Origin of the sequence: Bacillus infantis NRRL B-14911, from assembly GCF_000473245.1 — a bacterium.
GTDB lineage: Bacteria > Bacillota > Bacilli > Bacillales > Cytobacillaceae > Bacillus_AB > Bacillus_AB infantis.
This window is the reverse complement of record NC_022524.1, coordinates 929472-953894: the sequence shown is the minus strand read 5'-3', so window position 1 is coordinate 953894 and position 24423 is coordinate 929472. Positions and strand designations below refer to the sequence as shown.

The window sequence follows — 24423 nt, the reverse complement described above, 5'->3', positions numbered from 1 at the left end:
CATTCATTTCTATATAGTCAGGACAATTAATGAAAGCGCTTTTATACTTTTAGCCTGTAGATCAAAAACCTTTCATTATGATCATGGCTGCTTTCAGGAAGCTCAACCTCTTTTTCCAGCTCAAAGCTTGTATAATTTTCAAGGAAAAAAATATAATCCTCTGAAGGGTAATACAGCACAATATCTGCAGTGCGCGGGTGCTCTTCCACAGACAAAAGGATATTCGCAATGATGTTCCTGAACACCTGGATGGAAAATGGGTTGAAGAAGTAAAAGCAATTCTCCTCAGCCTTAATGCTGTATTCCTCTGCAAGGCTGCATTCAAATTGGAGCATCCCCCTGCTTTTTCTGCTTTTTTTCACATAAGTTTCTGCGTTTCGAAGAGCTTCTTCATATAAATCTTCATTCATTTCAACACCTGTGCCGGAAGCCTGGAACAGATAGTGGCTGTAAAAGACAAGCCGGCCCTTCCCGCAGCCGAAATCAACAAGCCTGTCAGTGCCCGCCAGCTTGTAATCCTGAAATAAAATGTCCAGCGCGGAATAAGGCGTCGCTTCATATCGGTGATAATGGAAGGACCGGTTAAACCCCTGCTGTCCGCCCTCTGTTTTAATATGAAGAAGTCTATCATAATCCTGTTCTTTCATTCTTTCCTCCCTGGCTGTTCAATGTCATTCTCCCCAAGCATCTGCATATAATCTATATTTGAACCGCCAGTACCAAAGCTGTCACCCACATCCGGAATAAAGGTTTTTCCATTTTCATCGTAGCCAATCCAGCCAAAATGGATGCCGAGCACAGGAAAAGAGAACCAATCAGGCTGGCTCTTCTTGGCAGAATCCGCCAACGAACCCGCGACGGACTTCCACTCTTCCGGCAGCTCCATCATCCCATAGCTGCCTTCATCAAGCATGGTTTCATGCTCCATCTGCACCTTTGGCAAATAAGTCTCTTTTCCCCCTGAAACAAAAAAGTCCCTGTCTCTCATTAAATAGTAGCGAATCTTTTCTAAGCCGCTGTCAGGCGAAAAGCTCCAGGCTATCCGGAATGAAGATGGGTCTTCCGGGTCGATCCGCCAAATCTTCGGCTCCCCGGCAGAGCTGATATAATCAAGCTCCCAATCGCGCTTTCTCCATGTCCAGAAGCTGGCGCCATATTCTCCGCCTTTCCTCACAAAAGGAACAAAAACATGCTCTTCATCGGCTGGGATGATTGCCTTGATATCACTGGCCTGCATGTCGGAATGATAGCGGTTCATATAATCTATGAGCTTCTTGTCATCAGGCAGTCCGTCCGGTTTGGAAAAATAAAGCCAATAAAGTCCGATGCCGACTGTTATTGTAATAATAAGACCGGACAGCAGGAACAGCCTTTTCTTATTCATATCCATACCTCCGGCAACGTTTATTTGCTGAACCAGTTTGCATGATCATCCATATGCAGGAAGGGGATGCTGGTATTCACTTCACCTGTGATCCTTTTCATATCAATATCTTCTCCCTGCAGCCATCTGTCAAAGTCAAATTCAACCGGGCTCCGGTCGCCGCCCAGGGCAAACCAGGCTTTACCTTCCTGAGGCAAATAACCTGATGTGTGGATGGTGCCGGCCCAGCTGCTGTATAAATCAGAAAAAACGCCTTTATCTGTATCATTCAGGAGTCTGAACGCCTCCATCGCTTCGGTCATTTCCACGCCTGTTTCTTTGATAACAGCAAGCCTGCGGAGTGAGTCTGCCAAATGGTGGCGGTTTTCATCTTTCATAATTTCAAAATGGTTGGTGCAGGCATTCGTCTGCCGGATCTCCACACGGCGCGGGGAAGTTTCCACCGCAAAGGATTTCCCGCTTCGGTCATATACAACATAGGTGAAAGAATGGCGGTGCGGAATCTCCTTGAGCATGCTTACAGCTTCATCGGCATCTGCGCATGATTCAAGAAGCAGCCTCCCGATCATGCAGCAGATAAAGCCGTCGCCCGGTTTTTTCCGGTTCATGAAGTTATAGCCTACCACCAGGCCTTTTTCGTTCATTCCATCCATCCGCCCTGTGACCCGCTGGCTGGGCCCGATGATGGCATAGCCCTGGTCAGTTGGCTGGAAAAGGGTGTAGCGGCCTTCATAGGTTTTGGGATGATAGTCGTAGTTGCGGATCAGATAGCTGCTGCCTGTCAAGATGGAGCAGCCGGATCGGTTATAATCGACGCGATAGCCGCCGAACTCCTGGAGGACTTTCTGCATCGGCCATTCCAGTGCTTCCTGGAGGCCGAGCAGTTCGTCCCAAGTGCCGGGGGCGAATTTTTTGATTACATCCTTTGCTTCTTTTTCATCGATGATGAAGCGCGGTTTTCTTACTTTCCATTGTTCCTCGCGGTTTTTTACGGAAAGGGAGTTTTTGATTTTTTCTCCCTGCATATAGCCGAAGTCATAGTGGGTGCCGCGGAACTGGATGATGTCGCTGTGTATTTGTTTCATAGGGATCCCTCGTTTATTTCAGATTGCCTGTTTAATTTTCTCTTCTTTTTTAAGGATACTGGAAGGGGATTTGAAAATAAAGAGAGAAAAGCGGAGGCGCCATTAAGGAGTGTTGTTTAGAAACATAGAAAAAAGCTGATCCAATTTGGAGCAGCTTTTAGACTTTTTTCACTTGTTAATGGGGGCTGTTGATTTGCGTTGCAGGCACTTCGCTTTCCGCGGGGCGACGCTGAGCCTCCTCAGAGCAAGCTCTTGCGGGGTCTCAGCCTTGCCGCTATCTCCCACAGGAGTCTGCGTGCCTTCCACTCCAATCAACAGGTCTTCGAAATTTTGGCATGGTTTCTACTGAAAAGTTGTTTAACACAAATAACTCTTTTGGATGGTTATACCCTTTTTTCAATCTGATTCAACTCATAGACTCTTTTCCTCTTGCTAATGGAGGCTGCTGATTTCCGTTGCAGGCACTTCGCTTTCCGCGGGGCGACGCTGAGCCTCCTCAGAGCAAGCTCTTGCGGGGTCTCAGCCTTGCCGCTATCTCCCGCAGGAGTCTGCGTGCCTTCCACTCCAATCAGCAGGTTTTCGGAATTTATATGGTAAGCCTTGGCTGAAATGTTATGCAGCTTAAATAACTCTTAGTCTGCTTATAACTTGATTTTGGGAGCCTTTTATTACTGAACAGCTGTATTTCGTCAGCTTTCCTTATAAGTCATCCACTACCAAATAAATAGCTTTGACTGGGCCATGGACGCCGACGATTAGGTTCATTTCGATGTCGGCGCTGTTGCTTGGGCCGGAGATGAAGTTGATGCAGGATGGGACTTCTTCTCCTCTGGCTGCCATTTCGTGGATGGCTTTGGCTGCCTGGGTCATTCTTGGGACGATGGTGCTTTTTGGGATGATGGCAAAGTAGATGGCCGGAAGCAGGCTGACAGACCGCCCTTTTCCTTGGCCGCTGAATAGGACAACGGTTCCGGATTCTGCCAGGGTTGTGTCACTGAAGGTGATCCCGATATCGGCGGTTGCTGAAATGGCGAGGTTTTCTTCCCCGGCTTCGGGATCCCATACATGCAGATCGATTCCGTCCGTTTTAAGGGTGCTTTGCATGCTGCCGAGCCCGCATTCTTCAAAACGGGGGTCATCCCATGTGACGACTGATTTTCCGCCTGTTTCCTTTATCAGTTCTGTTATCAGAAAAGGAAGGTCGGCTGTTACTGTCCGATGCACTTCTGTATGGATGATTTCACATTGCTTGATGAGGACTTCGGCAAGCTCATCCTGTGAAAAGCCCTTTAGGACCTCCCACTGCGGATTATGCTTCCAGACCGGCTTTTCAACATGATTGCGCCGTTCCCGTCCAAGATTCTTCGCCAGGTTATCCAGGAAAGAGGAGCGGTTTTGGATTTGTCCTGCAGGCATTATTTGTCACCCTCTTTTTCTCTCTTTTTGAACCAGTCCCTGAACCGGTCTTTCTTAGGTGCCGGGAATTCGCGGATATCTGTCCAATTTTTCAGCGGGCCGGGTCCTTTGGAAATTTTCTCATCCTTTGAAAAGACGCCAAGTGCCGCCGGTGCCAGCTTTGAACCGATATTGTACATGGCCGGTGAAGCAGTACCCATGCTGAAGGCCTTCATGGAAAGATTCTCAAAGGCAGGAGCCCTGCCCTCTTTCTCGACAATTTCCTGGCGATGGCGCAGCAGGTGCTCGTGAAGCGGAATCTTCACTGGGCATGCCTCTGTGCACGCCGCGCATAAGGTCGAAGCATAAGGAAGTTCTTTAAATTCATCATAGCCGCCCAATAATGGCGACAGGACAGCCCCGACCGGTCCCGGATAGATGGAGCCGTAGGAATGTCCGCCTACATGGCGGTAGACCGGGCAAACATTGATGCAGGCTGCACAGCGGATGCAGTGCAGGATTGACTGGAAGGCCGTCCCCAATATCTTCGAGCGCCCATTGTCGACGATGACCAGGTGGAATTCCTCCGGTCCGTCAACATCGCCCTCCTGCTTGGGTCCGGTCAGGCCGGTGACATAGCTTGTCAGCTTCTGCCCGACTGCCGCCCTTGTCAAAAGGCTGACCAGGACCTCCATTTCTTCCCAGGTCGGTACAATCCTCTCCATGCCCATAACGGTGATCTGCGTCTTCGGGATCGCCGTAACCATCCGGGCATTTCCTTCATTCGTCACAAGAGAAACCGTGCCGGACTCTGCAATGGCAAAATTGCAGCCTGTGATGCCGATGTCTGCCTCCAGGAATTCCTTGCGAAGCTTTTCCCGTGCAAACAAGGCAAGCTCTTCCGGCTTTTCCGTTTTGTCATAGCCCAGCTTCGCTTTGAACACATCGCGGATTTGTTCTTTGTTTTTATGAAGTGCGGGCGTGACGATATGGGAAGGAGGATCATGGTCATCGACCTGCAGGATCCACTCCCCAAGGTCGGTTTCAATGACTTCGCAGCCGGCCTTTTCAAGCGCCTCGTTCATGTTGATTTCTTCTGTGACCATTGATTTGGACTTAACGACCTTTTTTCCTTTTTTCCGTTTTACAACATTCGTGATATAGTCATTCGCTTCTTCCGCCGTTTCCGCAAAAAAGACATGGCCGCCGCGCTTTGCCACATTTTCGCTCAGCTGCTCCAGATAGTAGTCAAGATTTTCTATTGTATGGGAGCGGATTTCTTCGCCAAGCTGGCGCCAGTCCTCCCAGTTCCCAAGCTCTTCCGCTGCATTCAGGCGCCCTGTGCGGAAGCGCCCCTGTGCAGAGGAAACGGCTCCGCGCATAAACGTATCATTGATGCCGCCGGCTACCCGTTCCTTGAAGGGCTTATCCCCAATCTTCATTGCCATTTTTATTCCCCCCTCTTTCTCTGCACTTTTACCTGCTGTTCAGGACGGATGCTATGTGCATTACTTTGATCTGCTTTCCGTGCCTCTCGATCCGCCCGCCGATATTCATCAGGCAGCCGCAATCACCGCCTATTAAAATATCAGCCTCTGATTCTTCAATATGCATGACTTTTTCATCGACCATCTGCTCTGAAATCGGTGTCATTTTTACCGAAAAAGTGCCTCCAAAGCCGCAGCAGTCATAGCTGTTCTGAAGCGGCCTCATCTCAAGCCCCTTCACATTGCCCAGCAGCTTCATCGGCGCTTCCTTCACTCCGAGCAGCCTCGTCATATGGCAGGAAGTATGATAGGTTGCCTTCCCATCAAGCCTGGCACCGACATCTTCAACGCCGAGCACATCAACAATGAACTGCGTCAGTTCAAACGTTTTATCAGCCAAACGCTGGGCCCTCTCTTCCCATTTCGGGTCCCCTTTGAAAATATGGGGATATTCTTTGAACATCGTGCTGCATGATCCCGAAGGAGATACCACATAATCTGCATGCTCAAAAACTTTTATCATATGTTTCATCGATTCTTTCGCTTTTTCCACATAGCCGCTGTTGTAAGCAGGCTGTCCGCAGCATGTCTGACGCTCCGGGAAATCGACTTCACAGCCGAGCCTTTCGAGCAGCTCCACGGTATCTTTTCCCGCTTCCGTCTGGAATATATCGATCAGGCAGGTAACAAATAATGATACTTTCATCGATTTCACCTTTTCCTTGTTATCGCTTTCACTTCTTTTGAAAGCTGATTCACTTTTTTTACTTTTGATACTATATAGTTTAAATCTTTATACGTTTATAGTCAACAGGTCATCAGATGACTTTAGTACACTAAAATACTTTCCTAAGAAAAAGACAGGCCCCTTATAGGAACCTGCCGATTATCAAGCTGTTTTTTTCAGCTGCCTGCTTTCCGTACGGTTCTGTTTTTCCCCTTTGTACAGCATCACGAGGATGAAGCCGGCGGCAAGCGCGAGGATGGCTGTCCCTGCATTCAAGCCGAAGCCATTGATGGCTGTATAGCCGATCCCCCCGGCAAAAATGACATAGAAGGTCATCGGGATCAGTGTTTTTCTGATCAAATTTCCTTCTTTTCCGATCAGGCCTGCAGAAGAGGACGCAGCCACAACATTATGCACACAGATCATATTGCCGGCAGCTCCGCCGACTGCCTGCAGGGCAACAATTGTGGCAGGTGCTGCCATGATATTGTCTGCCACCCCGAACTGGAAGAGCGAAAACATCATATTGCTGATTGTATTGCTTCCGGCCGCAAATGCGCCGATCGCTCCAATCGTCGGTGCTGCAAGCGGCCAGTAGGAGCCGAATACCTCTGATATGCCCTCAGCGAGTGCGAGCGGCATGCTGGTATAGTCAGCTGCGTTGACGCCGGAATTGATGAATACCTGCACCATCGGCACTGCGAAAATAAGGGCTGCCATGGCACTGACAACGGTTTTGACAGAATCTTTGACCGCCCGGCCGTATGCTTTCATATTCATCCTGTAAATAAGGATGGAGATCAGCGATACAGCAATGAATACAACACCGGGAATATTCAACGGTTTGGATTCAACTGTGATGACTGTCCCGAATACATTCTCAAGGCTGATGACCCAGGACTGGATCCATCCGGCAAACGGGAGTGTCTTCAGTCTTGTCAGCACCAGCAGTACCGCAACAAGGATGTAAGGCATCCAGGCTGCCAGGAAAGAGACAGACTTTTTCGCAGCATCCTCTTTATCAACCTGGAGGGTTCCCGTCCAGGCAGGATCCCAGTTGTCTGCTGAATCGAAATCCCAGGACTTTTTCGGAACAAGGAATCCCTTCCTTGCTGCCGGCACCACAATGGCAAGTCCTATCAAACCGCCGATCATGGACGGGAATTCCGGTCCAAGGAGATTGGCCACAAGCGCGTAAGGCACCGTGAATGCGAGTCCTGCGAAAATAGCAAACTTCCAGATGGCAAGCCCTTCTGCAATCGATTTATTTTTCCCAAAGAAATAAGTCAGCATCGTAACCATAAAGAGAGGGATGAATATCCCGATCACTCCGTGAATCAGGGCAACCTGGCCGCCGATACCGTTTATGTATGCCTCCATCGTTGTTCCTTGTTCAGCAACATAGCTTTGGACAAGCGGCGAATCCTTCAGTCCGGTATTGACGCCGATCAGGATCGGTGTACCGACGGCTCCATATGATACCGGCGTTGACTGCAGGATCAGGGCAACCATGACAGCTCCCATCGCGGGGAATCCGATTGCCACAAGAAGCGGACCGACAATTGTGGCCGGGGCTCCCCATCCTGCGGCACCTTCCAGGAAGGAACCGAACAGCCAGCAGACGATGATCGTCTGGACGCGCCTGTCAGGCGAGATGCTCATAAAGCCTTTACGTATCGTAAAGATGGCACCGCTTTCTTTCAAGGTGTTAAGAAGCAGGATTGCTCCGAAGACAATCACCCCTACTTCAAGGGCGGTCGCCAGGCCTTTGACAGCAGCAGCCCCGATCTGGGCGCCAGGCACCTTCCACACAGCCATGGCCATCAGGACGGTTACGATCAGCGATAAAGGCATCGCCTTATTCGCTGGCCATCTCAATATGACTAAAAAAACAAATACCGAAACAATCGGTATGGTAGCAATGAGAGCGAGCATTCCAATACTCATCGTTTTTCTCTCCTTTTTAATCGCATATTCATTCATCATGTTAACAGGTCATCAGATGACTTTATTCTATTAAACAGTATAAGTAAAACGCTTTCACATTACAATAGGAAATTTTCAGATATTAACTTTTGCAGGGAGTCCCGCTTTTCGGTTTTAATGGATTCCTAAATACCGAGCAAAGAATCATAAAAAATAAATAAGCCTGCATCCCCCTCGGATGCAGGCCCTCACTCTTCCATTTCGTTCATATATTTCATCAGGACCTCTTCCACACTATGCAGGTGGTCAAGCATCAGCTGCTGGGCGCTGGGCCCATCCTGGTCCCGGATGCTTTCATAGATGCTCTGGTGCTCGAGTGTGAGGCGGCCTAAAGCTTTTTCGGTAGAATACAGCCAGATTCTCCTTGTCTCACGCATGGTGGTTACCATCATTTCCGAAACATTATTCATCAGGCTGATCAGCAGATCATTTTGCGACGCCTTGGCAATCGCCATATGAAACTGAAAATCCGCTTCTTCCCCAAGCTCTTCATCGCTGGCCTTTTTCATCTGCTCAAGCGCTGATTCAATTTCAGCCAGCTGCTCTACCGTACGCCTTTCTGCAGCAGCACTGACGGCGCCGACCTCAAGGATCCTCCGCACCTCCAGAAGATTTTTAACATCTGTCTTTTTCATCAGCATGGCTGTATATACTGGAAGTGTCAGCATATTGGATTCAAATTCCCTGATATAAGTTCCTTCGCCCTGGTGCATTTCCACAAGTCCCATGGCACGCAAAGCGCTCAAGGCCTCCCGGACGGCAGACCTGCCGACCTGGAAGTTTTCCGCCAGCTGCTGGACCGAAGCAAGCTTATCTCCCGGCTTCAGCTCTCCTGACTTGATCATATCCATTAGCGCCTCAGCAATTTCTTCATATATTTTACGCGGTTTAATCCGTTTATAGTTCACATGGCTCACCCCATTATCCTTCTGCTTCTGATTTTATAGCATAATGGATGAACGGACAATGCGGAGTGGCCGGCTAAAACCCTTTTTATCTGGAAAGGGGTTCGGTCAGCGGCACTTCAGCCCGATAATACAGCTGAGCATCCGGCCCAGAGATCAATATGCCCCTCCCATCTTTTTCTATATAAATAACTGACTCCAGGCCGCTTCCCCATTTAGGCTCTGCCCCGGAAAGCAGATAAGGAAATCTTTCATCACGAGTCTCTTCCATCGTTATTTCCCTGTACCATTCTTCACTATCAACATTTTCCCTGGTCCATGTTCCTGTCTCCATCAGGGCTCCCGGGCGGAGAACTGTTTTTTCTGCAGATGGGTGCAGCAGGACTACTTCCGCCTTTTCAACATTGGACAAATAGACGGCAGGATCCTTTGTATCATAGATCGCGTGATAGAACATAGCCGCTGCAAGTGAAGCTGCAAGCAGGGCAAAATTAGCAGCAAACCCGAGCCAGGCAAACCGCCGGTACTTTGCCCATCTCCCTTCTTTGCCCCTGGAGAAAAAATAGAGAATCCATACCCCGAGAGGCAGTATCGGCAGCCGGATGGGCAGGCCGTCACTTTGCCAGTTAATTGAAAAAGAAAAGAGTCCAATAAACATAATGAGGATGATTTTTAATACCTTGGGCTTTTCATCCTGCTTTTTATATAAAACGATTGCGGCAATCACAATAGCTGCATAAGCCAATATGGTGGCTGCCCATTCTACTGCGTTACCTGTAAAATCCAGATTGATCATGGAGCTCACCTCCTGCGGTTCCATTTACTGTTATATGTATGATAGCAAAGAAAAAGGACCACTGCGCATGGTCCTTTTCAGATATGCTGCTCGAGCTGCAGGGTGCCGATTCTTTCCGGGGAAATTCCTGTTTCTACATAGCTTCTGGCCTGCTTCCAGCTGCCTTCTCCGTCTTTTTTGAAGGTATCGAAAAAGAGATTGGCTGTGCCGATCCGTTCTCCCTTTATAATAATCGAGGCCGACAAGACCGCCATCACTTCATCCTCCTTCAGCGGAATGACAGCAAGCTCCTTCAAATCCCAGATCCCTTCATTCTCTTTTACATACCGAAATCCCTGCTCCCAGCCTTTGACCGACTCATCGTAGCCAAAATCATCAATCTGATTCCCGCGGATTTCCCTTGCCTGATAATCCTTTGATATCAGCTCTTTCATTTCTTCGATCGAGGATTCCCTCCAGACCTGGAGATAATGGTTGAGAAATGATTTGAATTCCTGTTCCATTGCTCAGCCTCCTGTATATTCTTGTTGGAGTTAACTTCTACAGTGGAGAAGGGATATCCTTTTCCTGAAAGGATTATTTGATCGGTACTTCCATTTGGAATTCTTCTATGAGCTCGGGAGCCTTTTCATTAAAATATTTGATGAAAAGACCTTCATCAGGCGTATTCGGGAACACTTCTTCAACAAGATAAGCTTCGCCTCCTAAATATTCCCGGGACTTCTCAATGCCATGATAAAATTCCCCATTTTTATCTGTAAGCATAAACTGAAAATCATTCAGGAACGCCAGGGAGCTTTTATATTTATAGGCAATTATGAGTGTTTGGTCTGCCCTTTCAATCCCTTCTATTTCAATGCTGCCCATTTCTCCCATCTGGAAGGCTGCTTCAGTTGAGAGCGGGGTACTACTTAGAGGCGTATCTTCTTTAAACCTGTTTGAAGTCCCATTTATCACCTGTATGGTTACGGTTGACGAACCTTTGTCCACTTGCTCGAAAAACTCTTTGTATTCAGTCACACTGTACCATTGGCCGTTTTCTTTTGTCTGGGTCCCCATTCCCATTGTCCAATTGTTTAAATTCCTTAAAACTTTGCCATTTTCATCAATAAGCCTGATTGTATGAGACGGATAGGGCTCCCTATTGTTATATGGCTCCTTATATCGGAGATTAACCGATGTAGTCAGCGGGCTCAGCTTAATACTCTTTAGTTCTAGTACTTTGTTTTCCCACTGTTTAACCATATTCATAGGGATGGTTTTAATATCCTCTGATTTTTCAACAGGGAACTGGAACCGGAACGAGAAGTCCTTTTCCCATTTGTAAGATTTGTCTGTTGTAGCTTTATATAGAAAGTCCACCTTTATTTTATCCGGCAATTCGCCTTTATCATAATCGTACGTAAAGGTTGAGATGCCTGCCACTTTGTTTTCAGAAATCTGTTCATCCCTTACACCATTTCTGGAGATACCCTCTTCAGAATGATTAAGGGGTATATAAGCATCGATTTGTTTATATGAGTAATTATTTATCGGCTTTTCTGATTCAATCACATAACTGATTGAGAGTCTGCGTCCATCGTAAACTGCTTCCTTTATGCTCATCTTAATCCCATCTTCCTGCTTTTCTAAAGATAAAAGCGATACATTTCCGTCATTTGAGGCCTTTTGGAGCCCTTCATCGCCAAAAAGGCTGAAGATGGAATCAAAGAAAGGAAAGTTTGAAAAAGCAAATGCCTTTGTTCCTGATCCGAATAAAGCCAAGGAACCTGCCAAAGTGAGGAGAACTGCAGCTGCTGCAATCGATTTGATCCGCCATTTAAAGAAAAGTGGTTTTTCACTATTTTTTATACAGTCCTGCACCTTCTGTCTGTCCTCTGCAGTAAATTCCACCTCACTAAAAAGATCTTTGCTTTTTATATCCTGTCCCATTGCATGTCCTCCTTTCTCAATATCGCCCCGAGCTTTTCTCTTCCCCGTTTCAGTCTCGTTTTGACAGTATTCTCTGATATACGAAGAGTGGAGGCGACCTCTCCAACTGTAAACTCCTGATAGTAGTATAGAAAAATGACCTCTTTATATTTCGGGCTTAAAGACATGATACAATCCCTGATTTGCCTTTTATGGTCTTTTTCGAGTAACGCTGCCTCAGGGCTGTCCGCATGAGGTGTTGAGTTGTCCTCCTGTTTACCTGGTAAAAGTATCCTTTTGAAGTACGCACTCTTTAAATGGTCTTTGCACTGGTTAATGGTGATCCGGTACAGCCAGGTCTTCAGGGAAGACTCCCCTTTAAACTTTTGCAGGCTGGAGCTGCAGCTGATAAATACATTCTGTACAATATCCTTGGCCAGCCCGGCATCCTTTACATAAGAGAAAGCAAGCGTTGCAAGCTCCGTTCCGTATGTAACCATGATTTCTTCTAATATTTCTTCCAAATTTTCATTCTTTGCCAAATCCGGATTAAAATCCTGCTCACCTTCTATATACACCAAAACCCACCTCCTTGTTTAAAATTCGTGATTTGACGAGGTGAAGCAGCTGAGGGTTTCAAATTTTTTTAAAAAACAAATAATTATCATTATATCTCACACCTTTTTACAAGTAACCCATTCACTATGAAGAATAAAACCTAAGAACCAAGCCATATTAAAAGCAGATAACAACGAAGGGAGACAGCACAGTGGAATCGATGACGCGTGAGCAGATTCTGGCGGATTTGCAGAGGTCTTTTGAGGGCTATTTGAATGAATACGGGGCGGACAGTATAGGCACTTATGAGGAGCCAGGCCAGGGCGGGCGCTATTATTTCGGCTGCACGGTCAAGAAGGATGATCGGACGTTCCATATACATACACCTTTTGCACAGCAGGAGGATGGAAGATTTACGGCTCTTGGAAACGGCTGGACGGCCGAGACGGATGATCCGATGCTTCAGGACAAAAGGGGATATGGAGATCTGGAGAGTGCACTCAAAGAAATCTAGCATATAGAAAAGGCAGGCTGGACTGAAAGTGTCCGGCCTGCCTTCTTTATTAAACCAGCGCTTCTTCATGTCTGTTCTGTATCCAGTCCTGCAGCTCTTCTTCTTTCAGCGGGCGGGAAAAATAATAGCCCTGTACATGCGGCGATTCGCTTAAAGAACCAATAAAGTCGATCTGGTCCTGATTTTCTGCTCCCTCGATGACGACCTTTAAATTCAGGGAGCAGGACAGAGAAATGATGGCCCGCAGGATGGCCGAATCCTTTTCTGACATCGGCACCCCGTCGACGAAGGATTTATCAATTTTGATGGTCGAAATCGGTATTCTTTTTAAATACGAAAGAGAGGATACGCCTGTACCAAAATCGTCCAAGGCAACAGAAAGCCCCATTTCCCTGAACTGCGCCACTGCCTGAATGGCATTCTCGATATCGTGGATGACGCTGGTCTCCGTGATTTCCAATTCAAGCAGATGGCTGCTGATATCATATTTCTCAAGACTGTCTATTAAAACGTTCAGCAGTTTGGCTGAAGTCAGATAAGGGCCCGGGATGTTAATGGAAATCTGGTGAAGGGCTGCCCCTTCTTTTCGCCAGTGGGACAGCTGAAGGCATACTTTTTCAATCACCCAGTCTGTGACTTTGAAAAGCTTCCCGCTTTCCTCGAGGATGGGAATGAAAACGCCTGGCGAAATCATGCCATGCCTGGGGTGGTTCCAGCGCAATAATGCCTCCATGCCTGAAACTTCCCATGTGCTTGAGGAGATTTTCGGCTGGTAGACAAGAAAAAGGTCGTCATTTTCCATAGCAAGTGTGATATCCTTAGCCAGTTCCTTTTCAAAGCTGTAGGTATGGACAGCGGGATTATATTCAATTACCTCATGCTTGTACCTGGTTGTTGAATGCAGGAGTACAGCCATTGTGCTTGAGAACAGTTCTTTATGCGGCTGTTTATCGCTGGCTGAACTTACTGCACACACCATATCTATCACGAGCCGCTGTTTTCCGATGATCAGCGGCTGAGTGAATACAGCCATGATTCTATGCAAGGCTGCCTTTAATTTTTCATATTCATGCTCCCCGGAGGCGAACATCGCAAAACGATTTCCTTCGATGCGGTATGCCTTCATTTCCAGCGGAAGCAGCCCTTTAATTCCCCCATGGACAGATTGGATGATTTCATCTCCGAATGAATAGCCAAAACCGCTGTTCCATTTCTCCAGGTCATGGATATGGATGATGGCCAGGCATCCTTTGCCCCCGTTTTTCAAATCCTGTTCAAACTGCCGCTGGTTCGGCAGCTTTGTAAGCGGATCAAAATAGCTCAGGCGGTATTCTACATAACGGTCCAGAAGGCTCGTCAGGCCGGAAATGGCAAGGAGAATCAAGATTCCCGCCGTGATGACGCCAATCAAGAGCCTCATATCCATACTATGCATCTCATGCAAAGCATGGCCCAATGGCGCATCTGTATAAAAAACAACAGCGGCCATACCGGTGTAATGCATACTTGTAATCGCAAGGCCCATGATAAGAGCAGTGGCCGCTTTTACCAGAAATCTGCCCATATATTTCTGCAGCACAGAAAATATATACAAGGCAACATAGGATACTACGACAGCAATGGCGATGGAGGCGGCAAACAGGCCCGGCTTATAGCTGTATTCAGCTTCCATCTTCATGGCAGCCATACCGAAATAATGCATGGCTGAGATGCCCATCCCCATGATGGCCCCTGAAATAGCAGATGGCCAATGAGTGCTGTTCTTCCGGTTGCTGATATAAAAGGCCAGATAAGAGGCCAAAAAGGCTGGAAACACAGAAACGATTGTAAGCGTCAAATCATACTTCATCGGCATCGGAAGCATGAACGCGCTCATGCCGATAAAATGCATGGACCAGATTCCGAGCCCCATGGCAATGGAAGACAGCAGCAGCCAGAACCTCTGCTGGAAAAAGCTTGGCTGCTGCATACGCTGGTTCATGGATAGTGCGGTATAAGACGCACAGCAGGCAATAATAATAGAAAGAAGAACAATCGGGACAGAATAATGTCCTTGCAGAATATATATATTCTCTGAGTCTCGGACTGTAAACATGGGTGTATAACCTCATTCATTTTTTATAGGCATATCATACTGGTTATATCGGCAGTTTTTTCCGATTATCAACTAAAAGATCACCTTCCGGCACATTGATGCTCAACTTATTGTTTTTTTGCTGTCATAACCATAAAATATGATTATCTGCAGCCTGTTTACTTATAGAACGGAGGAACCCTTTTGAAGCTTTCTTTTACCGATTACATCAGCATCTATATCCATCAGACCGACCTGACGCTGACCAGCTATGTAAAGAACAGGCTGGCGCCTTATAATCTGGCTCCCGAGCAAAATTTAATCATGATGCTGCTTTGGGAAAAGGATGGAATCACACAAAATGAAGTAGCGGAAAGGCTGCTGAAAGATAAAACCAATATTGCGCGCATGGTATCCAATCTTGAGAAAAAGGGATTTATTCAAAGGATCCAGCATAAAAGCGACCGCCGTTCCCTCCAGCTGTTCCTGACAGAAAAAGGCCGGGAGCTCGGGGAGCACATCATTCCCCTAACCGAGGAGTTCAACTCTCTCGTCTGCCAGGGAATCTCAGAGGAAGAGCAGAACGAAGTCAGAAGGATTCTCCGCAAAATGCAGGCAAATGTCCAGTAGTCTGTTCATTTGCCTGCATAAATGTTGCTACAACAACCAAGAATGTGGTAAAGTGATGTTTGTCTTATACAGCATTATCCACAGTTGCTATAGCAACCCAGAAAAATAAAGCGAGGTATTCTTATGTCAAACGTATTATTCATCAAAGCCAATTCCCGCCCGGCCGATCAGGCTGTAAGCGTTCAGCTCTATAATGCTTTTGTTGAAAGCTACAAAGAAGCTCATCCAGGCGAACAAATCACTGAGCTGGACCTATTCGGCGAAAACCTGCCATACTACAGCAATGATATGATGGGCGGCATGTTCAAGCTTGCTAAAGGCATGGAGCTTACGCCAGCTGAAACGGAAGCAGCAAACCTGGTAAACAAATATCTGGACCAGTTCCTGGCTGCAGATAAAGTGGTATTCGCATTCCCGCTTTGGAACTTCACTGTTCCTGCAGTACTGCACACTTATCTTGATTATCTCGGACAGGCAGGAAAAACTTTCCGCTATACAGCAGAAGGCCCTGTCGGTCTGCTGGGAGACAAGAAGGTTGTCCTTCTTAATGCACGCGGAGGCATTTATTCTGAAGGCCCGGCGGCAAGCGCTGAAATGGCCGTCAACTATGTAAGCACCATCCTGAACTTCTGGGGCGTCCAGAACGTTGAATCTATCATCGTTGAAGGCCATAACCAATTCCCTGACCGTGCACAGGAAATCATCAATGAAGGACTTGAAAAAGCAAAAGCGGCAGCGAAGGAATTTTAATCTGCCCGCACCATTAAGCCTGTTCCAATCGGAGCAGGCTTTTTCTTATATTGCAGGAATTGTCCAACTCTTTTAAGATACTAATATACGAAATAAGAGAGGCGGTCAAATGATGTCAGCTGCAGATACAGAGAATGGAATATTCAAGAGCGTATGCCCGCTGGACTGCCCTGATCAGTGCGGGCTGCTGCTGCAGAAAGAGAATGGAAGAATTGTTAAAATTGCCGGGGATCCGGAGCATCCGGTCACAAAGGGCCATATTTGCCAGAAGGTGCGGCATAAGGCTGAACGGATTTACGATGAAAAGCGCCTGACACATCCTTTGCGAAGAATTGGCAAAAAAGGCGAAGGCAGATTTGAGAGAATAAGCTGGGATGAAGCCATTCGGGAAATCACCTCGCATTGGAAAGAACTTCTGCAAACTGCCGGACCCGAGAGCATCCTTCCTTACAGCTTCTATGGAAATATGGGAAGACTGAATTCCGAGGGCATGGACCGGCGCTTCTTCAACCGGATTGGCGCTTCAAAGCTGGATTATACAATATGCCAGGCGGCAGGCACCGTCGGCTACCGTTACACGATGGGCGGAAGCTTCGGCATTGATCCTGAGGATACGATCCATTCTAAGCTGATGATTTTTTGGGGCATCAATGCGGCAAGCACGAATATGCACCAGATCGCCCTGGCGCAAAAGGCGCGAAAGAACGGGGCAAAGCTGATCGTCATTGATGTCCACAAAAATCAGACAGGACGGGCTGCCGACTGGTTCATCCCCATCCTTCCAGGGACAGATGCAGCCCTTGCCCTTGGCATCATGCATATCCTGTTTGAGGAAAACATGGCGGATGAAGAATTCCTCAGGAACTGTACGGTTGGACATGAAGAGCTGAAAGCGCATTGTGCTGCCTATGATCCTGCTGCTGTTTCCGCTATCACCGGCGTCCCTGTGGATGATATTTATAAACTGGCAAGGATGTACGGGACCATTTCCCCTTCCTTCATCCGGATCGGCAATGGGATCCAGCACCATGACAATGGCGGCATGTGCATACGCACCATCTCCTGCCTCCCCGCGATCACAGGCCAATGGCTGAAAAAAGGCGGCGGAGCCATTAAAGGCAATGGCGGGTATCTGGCACTCAATAATTTCAAGCTGCAGCGCCCGGATCTTCGGAAGGAGAGCAGGGCCCGGACCATCAATATGAACCTTCTCGGCCAGGCGCTTCAAGAATCAGAGCACCCGATTCTGTCATTGTTCATCTACGGGACCAATCCTGCGGTTGTCGCTCCGGAAGCCAATCTGGTCAGGGGCGGCCTCAAGAGAGAAGATCTTTTCACGGTGGTCCATGATTTATTTTTAACCGAAACGGCCAAATATGCCGATATCGTGCTCCCTGCGACTTCCTCTTTTGAAAATACGGATTTGTACACCTCATACTGGCATCATTATCTGCAGCTGCAGGAGCCGGTCATCAAACCTTATGGTGAATCAAAATCTAATGTGGAGGTTTTCCGGCTTTTGGCGGCAGGCATGGATTTTGAAGATGAGACTTTTTCTGACACCGAGGCGGAAATGATCAGCCAGGCGCTCGATCATCCCGGAAATCCTGCACTGGATGGGGTCACTTACGAAACGCTGAAGGAGAATAGCTTTGTGAAGGGTAAGGTACAGCCTCTTTTCCCTGGTAAACTGCCAACGCCGAGCGGGAAAATTGAACTGTATTCCGAGCAGATGGCAAAGGACGGCTATCCGCCGCTGCCTGTCTATACGCCGCTTGAAAAAGACAGCGAGCACCCGTTTTTCTTCGTCCCGGCGCCGAACCATAATTTCCTGAACTCCACTTTTTCCAATAATCAAAAGCATCAGGACCTGGAAAAAGAGCCGCAGCTGTTCATGAACAGTCAGGATGCACAGGAATTGGGGATTCTGGATGGGGACATGGTGAGAGTTTGGAATGACCGGGGCGAATGCATCCTGAAGGCGAATGCCGGGGATCGTGTGCTGCCGGGAGTCCTAGTGTCCCAAGGCCTCTGGGCAGATTCCCCCGGAAAAAAGCATCTTGTCAACGCACTCGTCCCTGACCGCATCGCCGACATGGGCGGAGGCGCCACCTTCTTTTCCGGACGTGTGAATGTGGAGAGATCTATATAAAAAAGGTGCCAGGCACGGGATTGCTCCCGATGCCTGGCACCCTCTTTTTATTTAAAAATCCCGAATGGCTTGCCGATTGGCAGCACGATTTTTCCAAAATGCGTATTCAGCACAATGGCCGCTGATCCATAAAAGGACAGAAGCGCAATGCACATTTCCGCAACAGCTGCCAGCATATGTGTCGCTTCATGCATAATGCCAAAGGTGCTCAGAGCTAGACCGATAAACAGAAAATCGATGAACACGAAAATGAAAAACAGCACCTTATGGGTTTCCATAGCCCCTACCGTCATAAAGAGGCTGAAAATCAAATAGCCGACGAACGCGAACCCGAGCTGCTTCGGGTCTCCATCCAAGGCAAGGACTTCTCCAAAGAAGCCAAGCTGGATCAGCCAGGTCATGCCGACGCCGAACCAGAACAATCCAAAAGCCCCGAAGGCCGTTGTCCCGAAAATATTATTATGCTTCGAATCCTGAACCGAAGCGAAAAGCTGCGCCAATCCGCCAAGGAAAAACGCCCAGGGAAGGATATAAGATAATCCGTCTGTCAGGCCCAATTTCTGTGATGACGCCACAAACGTGACCATGGCAAGGCCGAATAAGCCCAACGCGGATGGATCTGCTGCTGTGATTTTAACTTGTGTGTGATTCTGAGTCTCCATACTTTCCTCCTAATAAAAAACATACTTGTGTACTTTATAGGATAAAAGTAAGAGTGTCAACAGCCTATTAATGGGAAGGGCTTTATTACGACGGTCAGCCCCATAGGCCGCTGATAAAATTCCACAGAAAGCTGCCTGTCTGAAGCTTCAGTAATGTGATCCCAATTACAAGGCCGGCCCCAAGGATTATGCCTGCTTTTTTCCTCATTCTCTACTCCTCTTCAAAAGAGAGATTGACCGGTTCTTCGTGAAGATCTCTTGTAAAATCAATATTGGTTGTAGGGACGGAGGTGCTGACTTCCTCAAACTTCAATTCATCCACCCACACTTTTCCCCTGCCGGATAGTATGACGCCAAAGGCAATCACCGCACTATTTTCCGGCACATCGAGGACAATATCATAATAATTCCAGCCTGTACTTCCCTTGATCGGGCGATTGCCCATATTATCGAACTGCAGTACTTCATCGGAAGCATTATCTACTCTCATCCAAAAGCTGCAAAAGCCGTCCACATTATTTGATTTCAGGAAACCGGAAAACTTAAGCCGCTTCCCGCGATAATTTTTTGCGTTGATTTCCTGCATCATGGTCGCAAATTCTCCTGGCGCTTCCACAGTCTGTGACTGCAGATACCCTGATGATTTTCCTTTGTGAAAAGTCTCATGATCAATTCCCATCTGATAGTTGAACGGATGGCTTCCACTGAGCACCCATCCTTTTGGCTTCTGCTCTTTGTCCATGTTTTTTTCCTCCTTTTGCTCCGCCAGTTTCCCGATCAGCTTTCTGTATTTTCCCGGCGGCAAATGATAATATTTTTTGAATGATCTTGTGAAGGCTTCCTGTGATTCGAATTGAAAGTATAAAGCAATATCAAGGATTTTCTCATCTGTATAAAGCAGCATATGGGCACTGTTGGCAATCCTTCTGTAGCGGATGTACTCGGAAACCGTCACCCCGACTTCCTTCTGGAAAATCCGGTGGTAATGAAACTTAGAAAACCCGGCTGTCTGAGCGATATGGTCCAGCGACAGGTCCTCATGAAGGCTTGATTCAATATGCTCTATGCTTTTCTGGATGATGGAACTGTAGGCCACTGCTGGCACCTCCTTCCATATTTAAAATAACAAAAGCAGATGGCGGTTTTTTTGACCTATATTGCTAAGTTGAGCAAGCTGCCATCATTTTTTCTCTTCGATAAGCAGTTCCCTCAATTTCTCTGTATGTGCAGGAGAGGTGAGATAAACAGCCTCATCCCCGATATACATGAAGGTGCTTCTCTCGTTTTCCCCGCCGAGCCACAGGTGGATCCCATGTGCCGGAAACTCCCCCTCCGGCTGATATTCCACCATCACGTCATATTCAGGATCTGAGATATCGGCCTTCCCAGGCTGCAGGACCGCAGATGTGATTGCATCCTCGAATCTGGTTAGACTTTCTTTGTCCTGAAAAGAATAGAGGATTTCTTCGTTCATCCCGCCGAATCCATCAGATTTTGAAACGTTCACTTCTGATATTGGCTCATCAAGCAGAACCATCTTCTCCGGTGCCTGGCACCCGGCTGAAAGAATGGCGAATAATATTAGCATAATGATAGATTGTTTCATGGTTGTCCTCCTCTGTTTTTCTCATTTTATACCAAAAAATGCGTGCCAGGCACCGCTCGTGGACATTTTTGGGGAAAGTGTCCATTTGCGGTGCCTGGCACGCAGGGTTAATGTTCTTTTATAATGGCCCTCGCGGCATTGCGGCCGCTTAGCGCTGCTGATAGTGTACCCGGTCCTGGGAAGACCTGCTCTCCTGCTAAATAGAATCCGGGCAAGGAGGTACGAAAGCTTTTCGGCTTAATGACGCTGTTCCGGACGGTCAGGGGGAATCCGCCGACCTCCGTTTTCCCCACAAATTTTTGATATGTTAAAGGGGTGCCAGCTTCTGCCTTTTGCAAGCGGGTTTTAATTGAGGTGATTTTATCCACTTCATGGAGCAGTCTGCCTGTCAGTTGTTCTTTCCGCTGCCTGTATTCTTCTTTTCCAAATGAAGCCCATATCTTGCTGTCGGTATGAACAGAAATCGTCAATATCATTTCGTCCTCAATTGTAAGCCCGCTTGCATCCCTCGATTCCTGCAGAGTTGCATAGATGGGGCCGTGAAATGCTTCCTGCTCCCCTTGCGGCATGATCTGATAGGCGAAAGGCAGGGTTTTTTGGTCCTTTCCTGACACAATGCTGTCAACACGAAAGGCACCCCATGAAAACTCATCACCTTCACTATGGCTCGTCCCTTTTCCAAAGGAAATTCCGCTGTTATTGATGATAAGATCAAACGCTCCACTGCATTTTCTGCTTTCTGCCTTCCACTTATTTTCGCTTTTGCTGTACTCAATCTTCCTAACTGGTGAAACAAGCTCCACCCTTCCGCCAAGTTCCACTATCCTCTCTGACAAAGAAGAGCTGATTTGCCCCAGTCCTTTTCGATCGAAAAGCTTCCTTTCCTGTAAATGGTCAGGGCCAGGCTTGAAGGCAGCAAAGCAGCCTCAGAAGCATCGGTCTGCGCGGCATCCAGCAGCTGGGCATCTAAGAACTGCCTGAATGGAAGATAGTGTTCGAGCTTATGTTTCTTTAATAGATCTTCTACTGTTGAAAGGGCATAACGTGCCAGTCTTAGCATGGAAACGGGACGCCTGAGGGCAAGGCGTGCAAAGCTCCCAAGGTCATAAAGTTTCTTTATCGGAAGAGATATCCCTGAAGCGGAAACAGCCTGTACCATTTCCCCGATTTTGTGAAGCTCTCTCCAGAACCGTAAAACACGCTCTGGGTGCTCAAAGAATACGCGCTGGAGCTCTTCCTCCCAGTATTCTGTGCGTTGGTATATGGAAATTTTCCGATCAGGCAATATAACATCCATAGGATGGGACAGACATTTTGCCGGGAGCTGTACCCCTGCTTCATTTAGCAGCTCTCTCAGCAGTCCTCCTTCTTCCAGTCCGAATGCGACAGTTGCGCCGGTCGGGAACATCCGTCCTTTTCGTATATAAAAGCCAGCCGATCCGCCAACGGTTGATGCCTTTTCCAGGACAGTCACCTGAAAGCCGGCATTGGCCAAAAGGGCACCGGCTGTCAGGCCCCCGATCCCGGCTCCGATTATACATACTGACTTTGCCATTTCACCGCCTCCATTTCCTGCTGCACCTGCTAACATGTTTACACCATTATAAGCAATATTGGCGGCGATATTGAAATTCTAATATGGTATCTATACGGTGTCAGGCACCGCTCGTGGACAAATTCAGAAGAAGTGTCCATTTGCGGTGCCTGTCACGGTTAGAAATCTATCTCTTTTACATATATGGCTGCATTGGTTTTGATGGTGCGGCAGCCCTCCAGATCTGCTTCTTTTAGCAGGCCCAGGTCCAGGGCTGATTTAATTTTACCTTCATCCGGCTTTTTTTGGATCAGTTCATGGAGATTTAACTCTTCCAGCCTTTTTACGGTTGGTTCCTGCTCAAATTTCTCGGCTTTCCTGATCTGCCGCTGGAGTTTGAATGTGCTCACTGTGATTTCGCCCTTTTCATTTTGTCCGACAGATTGATCAAAATGGAGATTGAACATCTTTTTCAGCGACTCAAGCTCCTCTTCCGCAGCTTTCTTTGTCTTGCTCAATTCCACATAGCGCGCAAGGATTTCCTTTGTAACAATGCCATTCGCATTTACCAATTTCTCGCCCCATTTCTAAGATGATAGTTCATCTTATTAAGGTGAGGGTGGCATTATGCATGTCCCTTGAAAACGTATGTTCCTGGTGAAATTAGTGCCTGGCACTGCCCGTGGACAGAATGGGGGGAAGTGTCTTTTGGCAGTGCCAGGCACGGCAGCGGCTGGCACTGGAGTATTCCGGAATTCCAATAAATGTATTTTATGCAGAATCACACTGATTTTATGTAGAATAACAAGAATTTTAGGTAGAATAACAGAATTTTTATGTAGAATCTCTTGCCCCTGCAAAGTATTTAATGAAAAAACGCCCACTGATATCTATCAGAAGGGCATTTCCTGCATAAAATCCACTTTAAATATCATCGAGCAGAACAATCTCACCTGTCTCAGCATCAACTGCATGCAGGCAGTCCAATTTTCCGCATAAAACATACTTTTCTCTCTCAACATCATAGACATAGACCGGTTTTAAGAAGAAGGATGATTTTAACATTTCAAAGGCTTCCTCCTTAATGACCGCTATCTCCCCTGGTGCCTGGTAACCGTCGAACATGTCGAGCATCATCTGATTGTCAATGTAATTTCTCGGCTCATAACTATGGGCATCAATCACAACCGTCAGCTTTCGCTTAAAAACACTAGAATCGTGCCCGGATTTCCTTAATACCGCATCAATGCACCCGCGGCTCCTGCGAAGTGTTTTCAATGTCCACTGGCCGGACTCGCCAGGATATTCCCGGCTGAGCACCTGCCTGACAGCATCCGCGCACTTATCAGTCTCTTCCTCCCTGATCGGGCAGGACTCTATATGAGGTTCTCCGCCGAATGCCTGGTCTGCTCCAATGTCTTCGGATTCTATGATAGGCTTTCGTTCAAAAGGAACGTCTGAAGGCTTGTCCCAATCGATTACCTGATCGACCATAAGTTTTGGCTCCATCCCTATTGGATCAAATTCAATCGTTTTCATCCTGTCATTCTTGACGAAAATTTCCTCAATCGCAAATAAAGAAAACCATTTTTCTTTTTCCCGGTTCGGGAATTGAGCGAATATCAGTTGCTCTCTAAGAAGATCTTCATCTATGTCTTCAAGCGAGAGAGCATATTTCTCCTCCTGTACCTGATCTGCTTCTGGGAAACTTCCATTTGAAGAAAAAGTAATCAGCCTTCCTTCCTCATCCGTTTCCAGCTCTATATAACCACCAGGATAGAGGGCGGTGCCATTGACAGCCGCTGAAAAATGCAGCCTTCTTCCCTCTTCCTTCGTCAGCATGAATTGCTGCCCATAGCTCAGGCCAGTTTCTTTCTCAATCCAATCAATCATACTGCCCCGGTCCCCGGGAACGAAAATAACTCCATCAGCCAATGTCTTCCCGCCCACAAATATAGCGCTCTTTGTCTTATTGCTTGGAATGGCCACTTCTATGACAGCCGTGCCCTCCGGATTGCTCTCATCATCCTCTGCTGCTGTACCGTTAGGGAACCATTCCATACAGAGAGTATAAACAGTCTTATTCTGAAAAGGTGAGTCTTGATAGAATCCGGTTCTACCGAGATCATATTCTGCCAGCCCGAACTTCTCAAAAGCTGAATCTGCAAGTTTCTTTATTCTTTGATCCATAGCTGCCTCCTTGTTTCATCCTAATCTCTTTACGAAAGAAACGGTAATTTGGTTTCAAAGAATGTGGCAGCAGTGCC

24 protein-coding genes are annotated in these 24423 nt (G+C 47.4%); 4 read left to right on the top strand and 20 right to left on the bottom strand.

The window, feature by feature from the left end:
- Nucleotides 1–41 precede the first annotated feature (41 nt).
- The 12 genes from N288_RS05020 to N288_RS04965 form a co-directional block, all read right to left on the bottom strand.
- Nucleotides 42–647 carry a class I SAM-dependent methyltransferase gene (locus N288_RS05020; protein WP_009791757.1) on the bottom strand — a complete coding sequence of 202 codons (606 nt, stop codon included), beginning with the start codon at nucleotides 645–647 and terminating at the stop codon, nucleotides 42–44.
- A complete protein-coding gene (locus tag N288_RS05015) occupies nucleotides 644–1384 on the bottom strand; it encodes a hypothetical protein (protein ID WP_022543485.1) in 741 nt (246 codons plus the stop codon). Before N288_RS05015 ends, N288_RS05020 begins: the two co-directional genes overlap by 4 nt.
- A gap of 20 nt (nucleotides 1385–1404) precedes the next feature.
- Entirely contained in the window at nucleotides 1405–2469 is a 1065-nt protein-coding gene (locus tag N288_RS05010; RefSeq protein WP_022543484.1) for a C45 family autoproteolytic acyltransferase/hydolase, read from the bottom strand.
- Nucleotides 2470–3168: 699 nt separating this feature from the next.
- Nucleotides 3169–3885 (bottom strand): LutC/YkgG family protein, encoded by a 717-nt coding sequence (locus tag N288_RS05005; protein ID WP_009791803.1) that lies wholly within the window; start codon nucleotides 3883–3885, stop codon nucleotides 3169–3171.
- Entirely contained in the window at nucleotides 3885–5312 is a 1428-nt protein-coding gene (locus N288_RS05000) for a LutB/LldF family L-lactate oxidation iron-sulfur protein (RefSeq protein ID WP_009791804.1), read from the bottom strand. Before N288_RS05000 ends, N288_RS05005 begins: the two co-directional genes overlap by 1 nt.
- A gap of 28 nt (nucleotides 5313–5340) precedes the next feature.
- A complete protein-coding gene (locus N288_RS04995) occupies nucleotides 5341–6057 on the bottom strand; it encodes a (Fe-S)-binding protein (protein ID WP_009791805.1) in 717 nt (238 codons plus the stop codon).
- A gap of 183 nt (nucleotides 6058–6240) precedes the next feature.
- Nucleotides 6241–8025, bottom strand: coding sequence for an L-lactate permease (locus tag N288_RS04990; protein WP_022543483.1), 1785 nt, complete (start codon nucleotides 8023–8025; stop codon nucleotides 6241–6243).
- Nucleotides 8026–8252: 227 nt separating this feature from the next.
- Nucleotides 8253–8972, bottom strand: a complete 720-nt coding sequence (locus tag N288_RS04985) for a FadR/GntR family transcriptional regulator (protein ID WP_035401705.1) — start codon at nucleotides 8970–8972, stop codon at nucleotides 8253–8255.
- A gap of 85 nt (nucleotides 8973–9057) precedes the next feature.
- Nucleotides 9058–9765: a hypothetical protein gene (locus N288_RS04980; RefSeq protein WP_022543482.1), complete on the bottom strand. Its 708-nt coding sequence runs from the start codon at nucleotides 9763–9765 to the stop codon at nucleotides 9058–9060.
- A gap of 77 nt (nucleotides 9766–9842) precedes the next feature.
- Nucleotides 9843–10268 (bottom strand): hypothetical protein, encoded by a 426-nt coding sequence (locus tag N288_RS04975; protein ID WP_009791809.1) that lies wholly within the window; start codon nucleotides 10266–10268, stop codon nucleotides 9843–9845.
- Between the two features lie 73 nt (nucleotides 10269–10341).
- Nucleotides 10342–11697 (bottom strand): DUF4179 domain-containing protein, encoded by a 1356-nt coding sequence (locus tag N288_RS04970; protein WP_009791810.1) that lies wholly within the window; start codon nucleotides 11695–11697, stop codon nucleotides 10342–10344.
- Nucleotides 11682–12254 (bottom strand): sigma-70 family RNA polymerase sigma factor, encoded by a 573-nt coding sequence (locus N288_RS04965; protein WP_232217721.1) that lies wholly within the window; start codon nucleotides 12252–12254, stop codon nucleotides 11682–11684. Before N288_RS04965 ends, N288_RS04970 begins: the two co-directional genes overlap by 16 nt.
- A gap of 200 nt (nucleotides 12255–12454) precedes the next feature.
- On the opposite strand from N288_RS04965, the gene N288_RS04960 reads away from it, so the two are divergent.
- On the top strand, nucleotides 12455–12748 hold the full coding sequence (locus tag N288_RS04960) for a DUF5634 family protein (RefSeq protein ID WP_009791812.1): 294 nt from the start codon (nucleotides 12455–12457) through the stop codon (nucleotides 12746–12748).
- A 49-nt stretch (nucleotides 12749–12797) separates the two neighbouring features.
- On the opposite strand, the gene N288_RS04955 is transcribed toward N288_RS04960, so the two are convergent.
- A complete protein-coding gene (locus tag N288_RS04955; protein ID WP_009791813.1) occupies nucleotides 12798–14843 on the bottom strand; it encodes a bifunctional diguanylate cyclase/phosphodiesterase in 2046 nt (681 codons plus the stop codon).
- A gap of 183 nt (nucleotides 14844–15026) precedes the next feature.
- Between N288_RS04955 and N288_RS04950 the strand changes: the two genes are divergently transcribed.
- The 3 genes from N288_RS04950 (at nucleotide 15027) to N288_RS04940 (ending at nucleotide 18354) form a co-directional block, all read left to right on the top strand.
- Nucleotides 15027–15452, top strand: a complete 426-nt coding sequence (locus tag N288_RS04950; RefSeq protein WP_009791814.1) for a MarR family winged helix-turn-helix transcriptional regulator — start codon at nucleotides 15027–15029, stop codon at nucleotides 15450–15452.
- Between the two features lie 123 nt (nucleotides 15453–15575).
- Nucleotides 15576–16202, top strand: coding sequence for an FMN-dependent NADH-azoreductase (locus N288_RS04945; protein WP_009791815.1), 627 nt, complete (start codon nucleotides 15576–15578; stop codon nucleotides 16200–16202).
- Nucleotides 16203–16311: 109 nt separating this feature from the next.
- A complete protein-coding gene (locus N288_RS04940) occupies nucleotides 16312–18354 on the top strand; it encodes a molybdopterin-containing oxidoreductase family protein (protein WP_041825213.1) in 2043 nt (680 codons plus the stop codon).
- A gap of 47 nt (nucleotides 18355–18401) precedes the next feature.
- Here N288_RS04940 and N288_RS04935 read toward each other — a convergent pair whose 3' ends face one another.
- The 7 genes from N288_RS04935 to N288_RS04905 all read right to left on the bottom strand — a co-directional run bounded on the left by N288_RS04935 (nucleotide 18402) and on the right by N288_RS04905 (nucleotide 24346).
- Nucleotides 18402–19016, bottom strand: a complete 615-nt coding sequence (locus N288_RS04935) for an acetate uptake transporter (protein WP_009791818.1) — start codon at nucleotides 19014–19016, stop codon at nucleotides 18402–18404.
- A 211-nt stretch (nucleotides 19017–19227) separates the two neighbouring features.
- Nucleotides 19228–20112 (bottom strand): helix-turn-helix domain-containing protein, encoded by an 885-nt coding sequence (locus N288_RS04930; protein WP_022543479.1) that lies wholly within the window; start codon nucleotides 20110–20112, stop codon nucleotides 19228–19230.
- 84 nt (nucleotides 20113–20196) lie between these two features.
- On the bottom strand, nucleotides 20197–20622 hold the full coding sequence (locus N288_RS04925; RefSeq protein ID WP_022543478.1) for a hypothetical protein: 426 nt from the start codon (nucleotides 20620–20622) through the stop codon (nucleotides 20197–20199).
- 107 nt (nucleotides 20623–20729) lie between these two features.
- Complete coding sequence (locus N288_RS04920; protein WP_009791823.1) at nucleotides 20730–21443, bottom strand: phytoene dehydrogenase; 714 nt, start codon at nucleotides 21441–21443, stop codon at nucleotides 20730–20732.
- Entirely contained in the window at nucleotides 21443–22177 is a 735-nt protein-coding gene (locus N288_RS04915) for a phytoene desaturase family protein (RefSeq protein ID WP_022543477.1), read from the bottom strand. Before N288_RS04915 ends, N288_RS04920 begins: the two co-directional genes overlap by 1 nt.
- A gap of 158 nt (nucleotides 22178–22335) precedes the next feature.
- Nucleotides 22336–22728: a hypothetical protein gene (locus N288_RS04910; protein WP_009791825.1), complete on the bottom strand. Its 393-nt coding sequence runs from the start codon at nucleotides 22726–22728 to the stop codon at nucleotides 22336–22338.
- 352 nt (nucleotides 22729–23080) lie between these two features.
- Nucleotides 23081–24346 carry a hypothetical protein gene (locus N288_RS04905; protein WP_009791826.1) on the bottom strand — a complete coding sequence of 422 codons (1266 nt, stop codon included), beginning with the start codon at nucleotides 24344–24346 and terminating at the stop codon, nucleotides 23081–23083.
- Between the last annotated feature and the right edge of the window lie 77 nt (nucleotides 24347–24423).

What these genes read in the sequence shown, in the direction of transcription:
- N288_RS04990 (WP_022543483.1), bottom strand. Translation starts at nt 8,025, where the DNA reads ATGAGTATTGGAATGCTCGCTCTCATTGCTACCATACCGATTGTTTCG.
- N288_RS04980 (WP_022543482.1), bottom strand. Translation starts at nt 9,765, where the DNA reads ATGATCAATCTGGATTTTACAGGTAACGCAGTAGAATGGGCAGCCACC.
- N288_RS04935 (WP_009791818.1), bottom strand. Translation starts at nt 19,016, where the DNA reads ATGGAGACTCAGAATCACACACAAGTTAAAATCACAGCAGCAGATCCA.
- N288_RS04905 (WP_009791826.1), bottom strand. Translation starts at nt 24,346, where the DNA reads ATGGATCAAAGAATAAAGAAACTTGCAGATTCAGCTTTTGAGAAGTTC.
- N288_RS04970 (WP_009791810.1), bottom strand. Translation starts at nt 11,697, where the DNA reads ATGGGACAGGATATAAAAAGCAAAGATCTTTTTAGTGAGGTGGAATTT.
- N288_RS05015 (WP_022543485.1), bottom strand. Translation starts at nt 1,384, where the DNA reads ATGAATAAGAAAAGGCTGTTCCTGCTGTCCGGTCTTATTATTACAATA.
- N288_RS04960 (WP_009791812.1), top strand. Translation starts at nt 12,455, where the DNA reads ATGACGCGTGAGCAGATTCTGGCGGATTTGCAGAGGTCTTTTGAGGGC.
- N288_RS05005 (WP_009791803.1), bottom strand. Translation starts at nt 3,885, where the DNA reads ATGCCTGCAGGACAAATCCAAAACCGCTCCTCTTTCCTGGATAACCTG.
- N288_RS04915 (WP_022543477.1), bottom strand. Translation starts at nt 22,177, where the DNA reads ATGGCAAAGTCAGTATGTATAATCGGAGCCGGGATCGGGGGCCTGACA.
- N288_RS04945 (WP_009791815.1), top strand. Translation starts at nt 15,576, where the DNA reads ATGTCAAACGTATTATTCATCAAAGCCAATTCCCGCCCGGCCGATCAG.
- N288_RS04995 (WP_009791805.1), bottom strand. Translation starts at nt 6,057, where the DNA reads ATGAAAGTATCATTATTTGTTACCTGCCTGATCGATATATTCCAGACG.
- N288_RS05020 (WP_009791757.1), bottom strand. Translation starts at nt 647, where the DNA reads ATGAAAGAACAGGATTATGATAGACTTCTTCATATTAAAACAGAGGGC.
- N288_RS04975 (WP_009791809.1), bottom strand. Translation starts at nt 10,268, where the DNA reads ATGGAACAGGAATTCAAATCATTTCTCAACCATTATCTCCAGGTCTGG.
- N288_RS05000 (WP_009791804.1), bottom strand. Translation starts at nt 5,312, where the DNA reads ATGGCAATGAAGATTGGGGATAAGCCCTTCAAGGAACGGGTAGCCGGC.
- N288_RS04925 (WP_022543478.1), bottom strand. Translation starts at nt 20,622, where the DNA reads ATGAAACAATCTATCATTATGCTAATATTATTCGCCATTCTTTCAGCC.
- N288_RS04955 (WP_009791813.1), bottom strand. Translation starts at nt 14,843, where the DNA reads ATGTTTACAGTCCGAGACTCAGAGAATATATATATTCTGCAAGGACAT.
- N288_RS04940 (WP_041825213.1), top strand. Translation starts at nt 16,312, where the DNA reads ATGATGTCAGCTGCAGATACAGAGAATGGAATATTCAAGAGCGTATGC.
- N288_RS05010 (WP_022543484.1), bottom strand. Translation starts at nt 2,469, where the DNA reads ATGAAACAAATACACAGCGACATCATCCAGTTCCGCGGCACCCACTAT.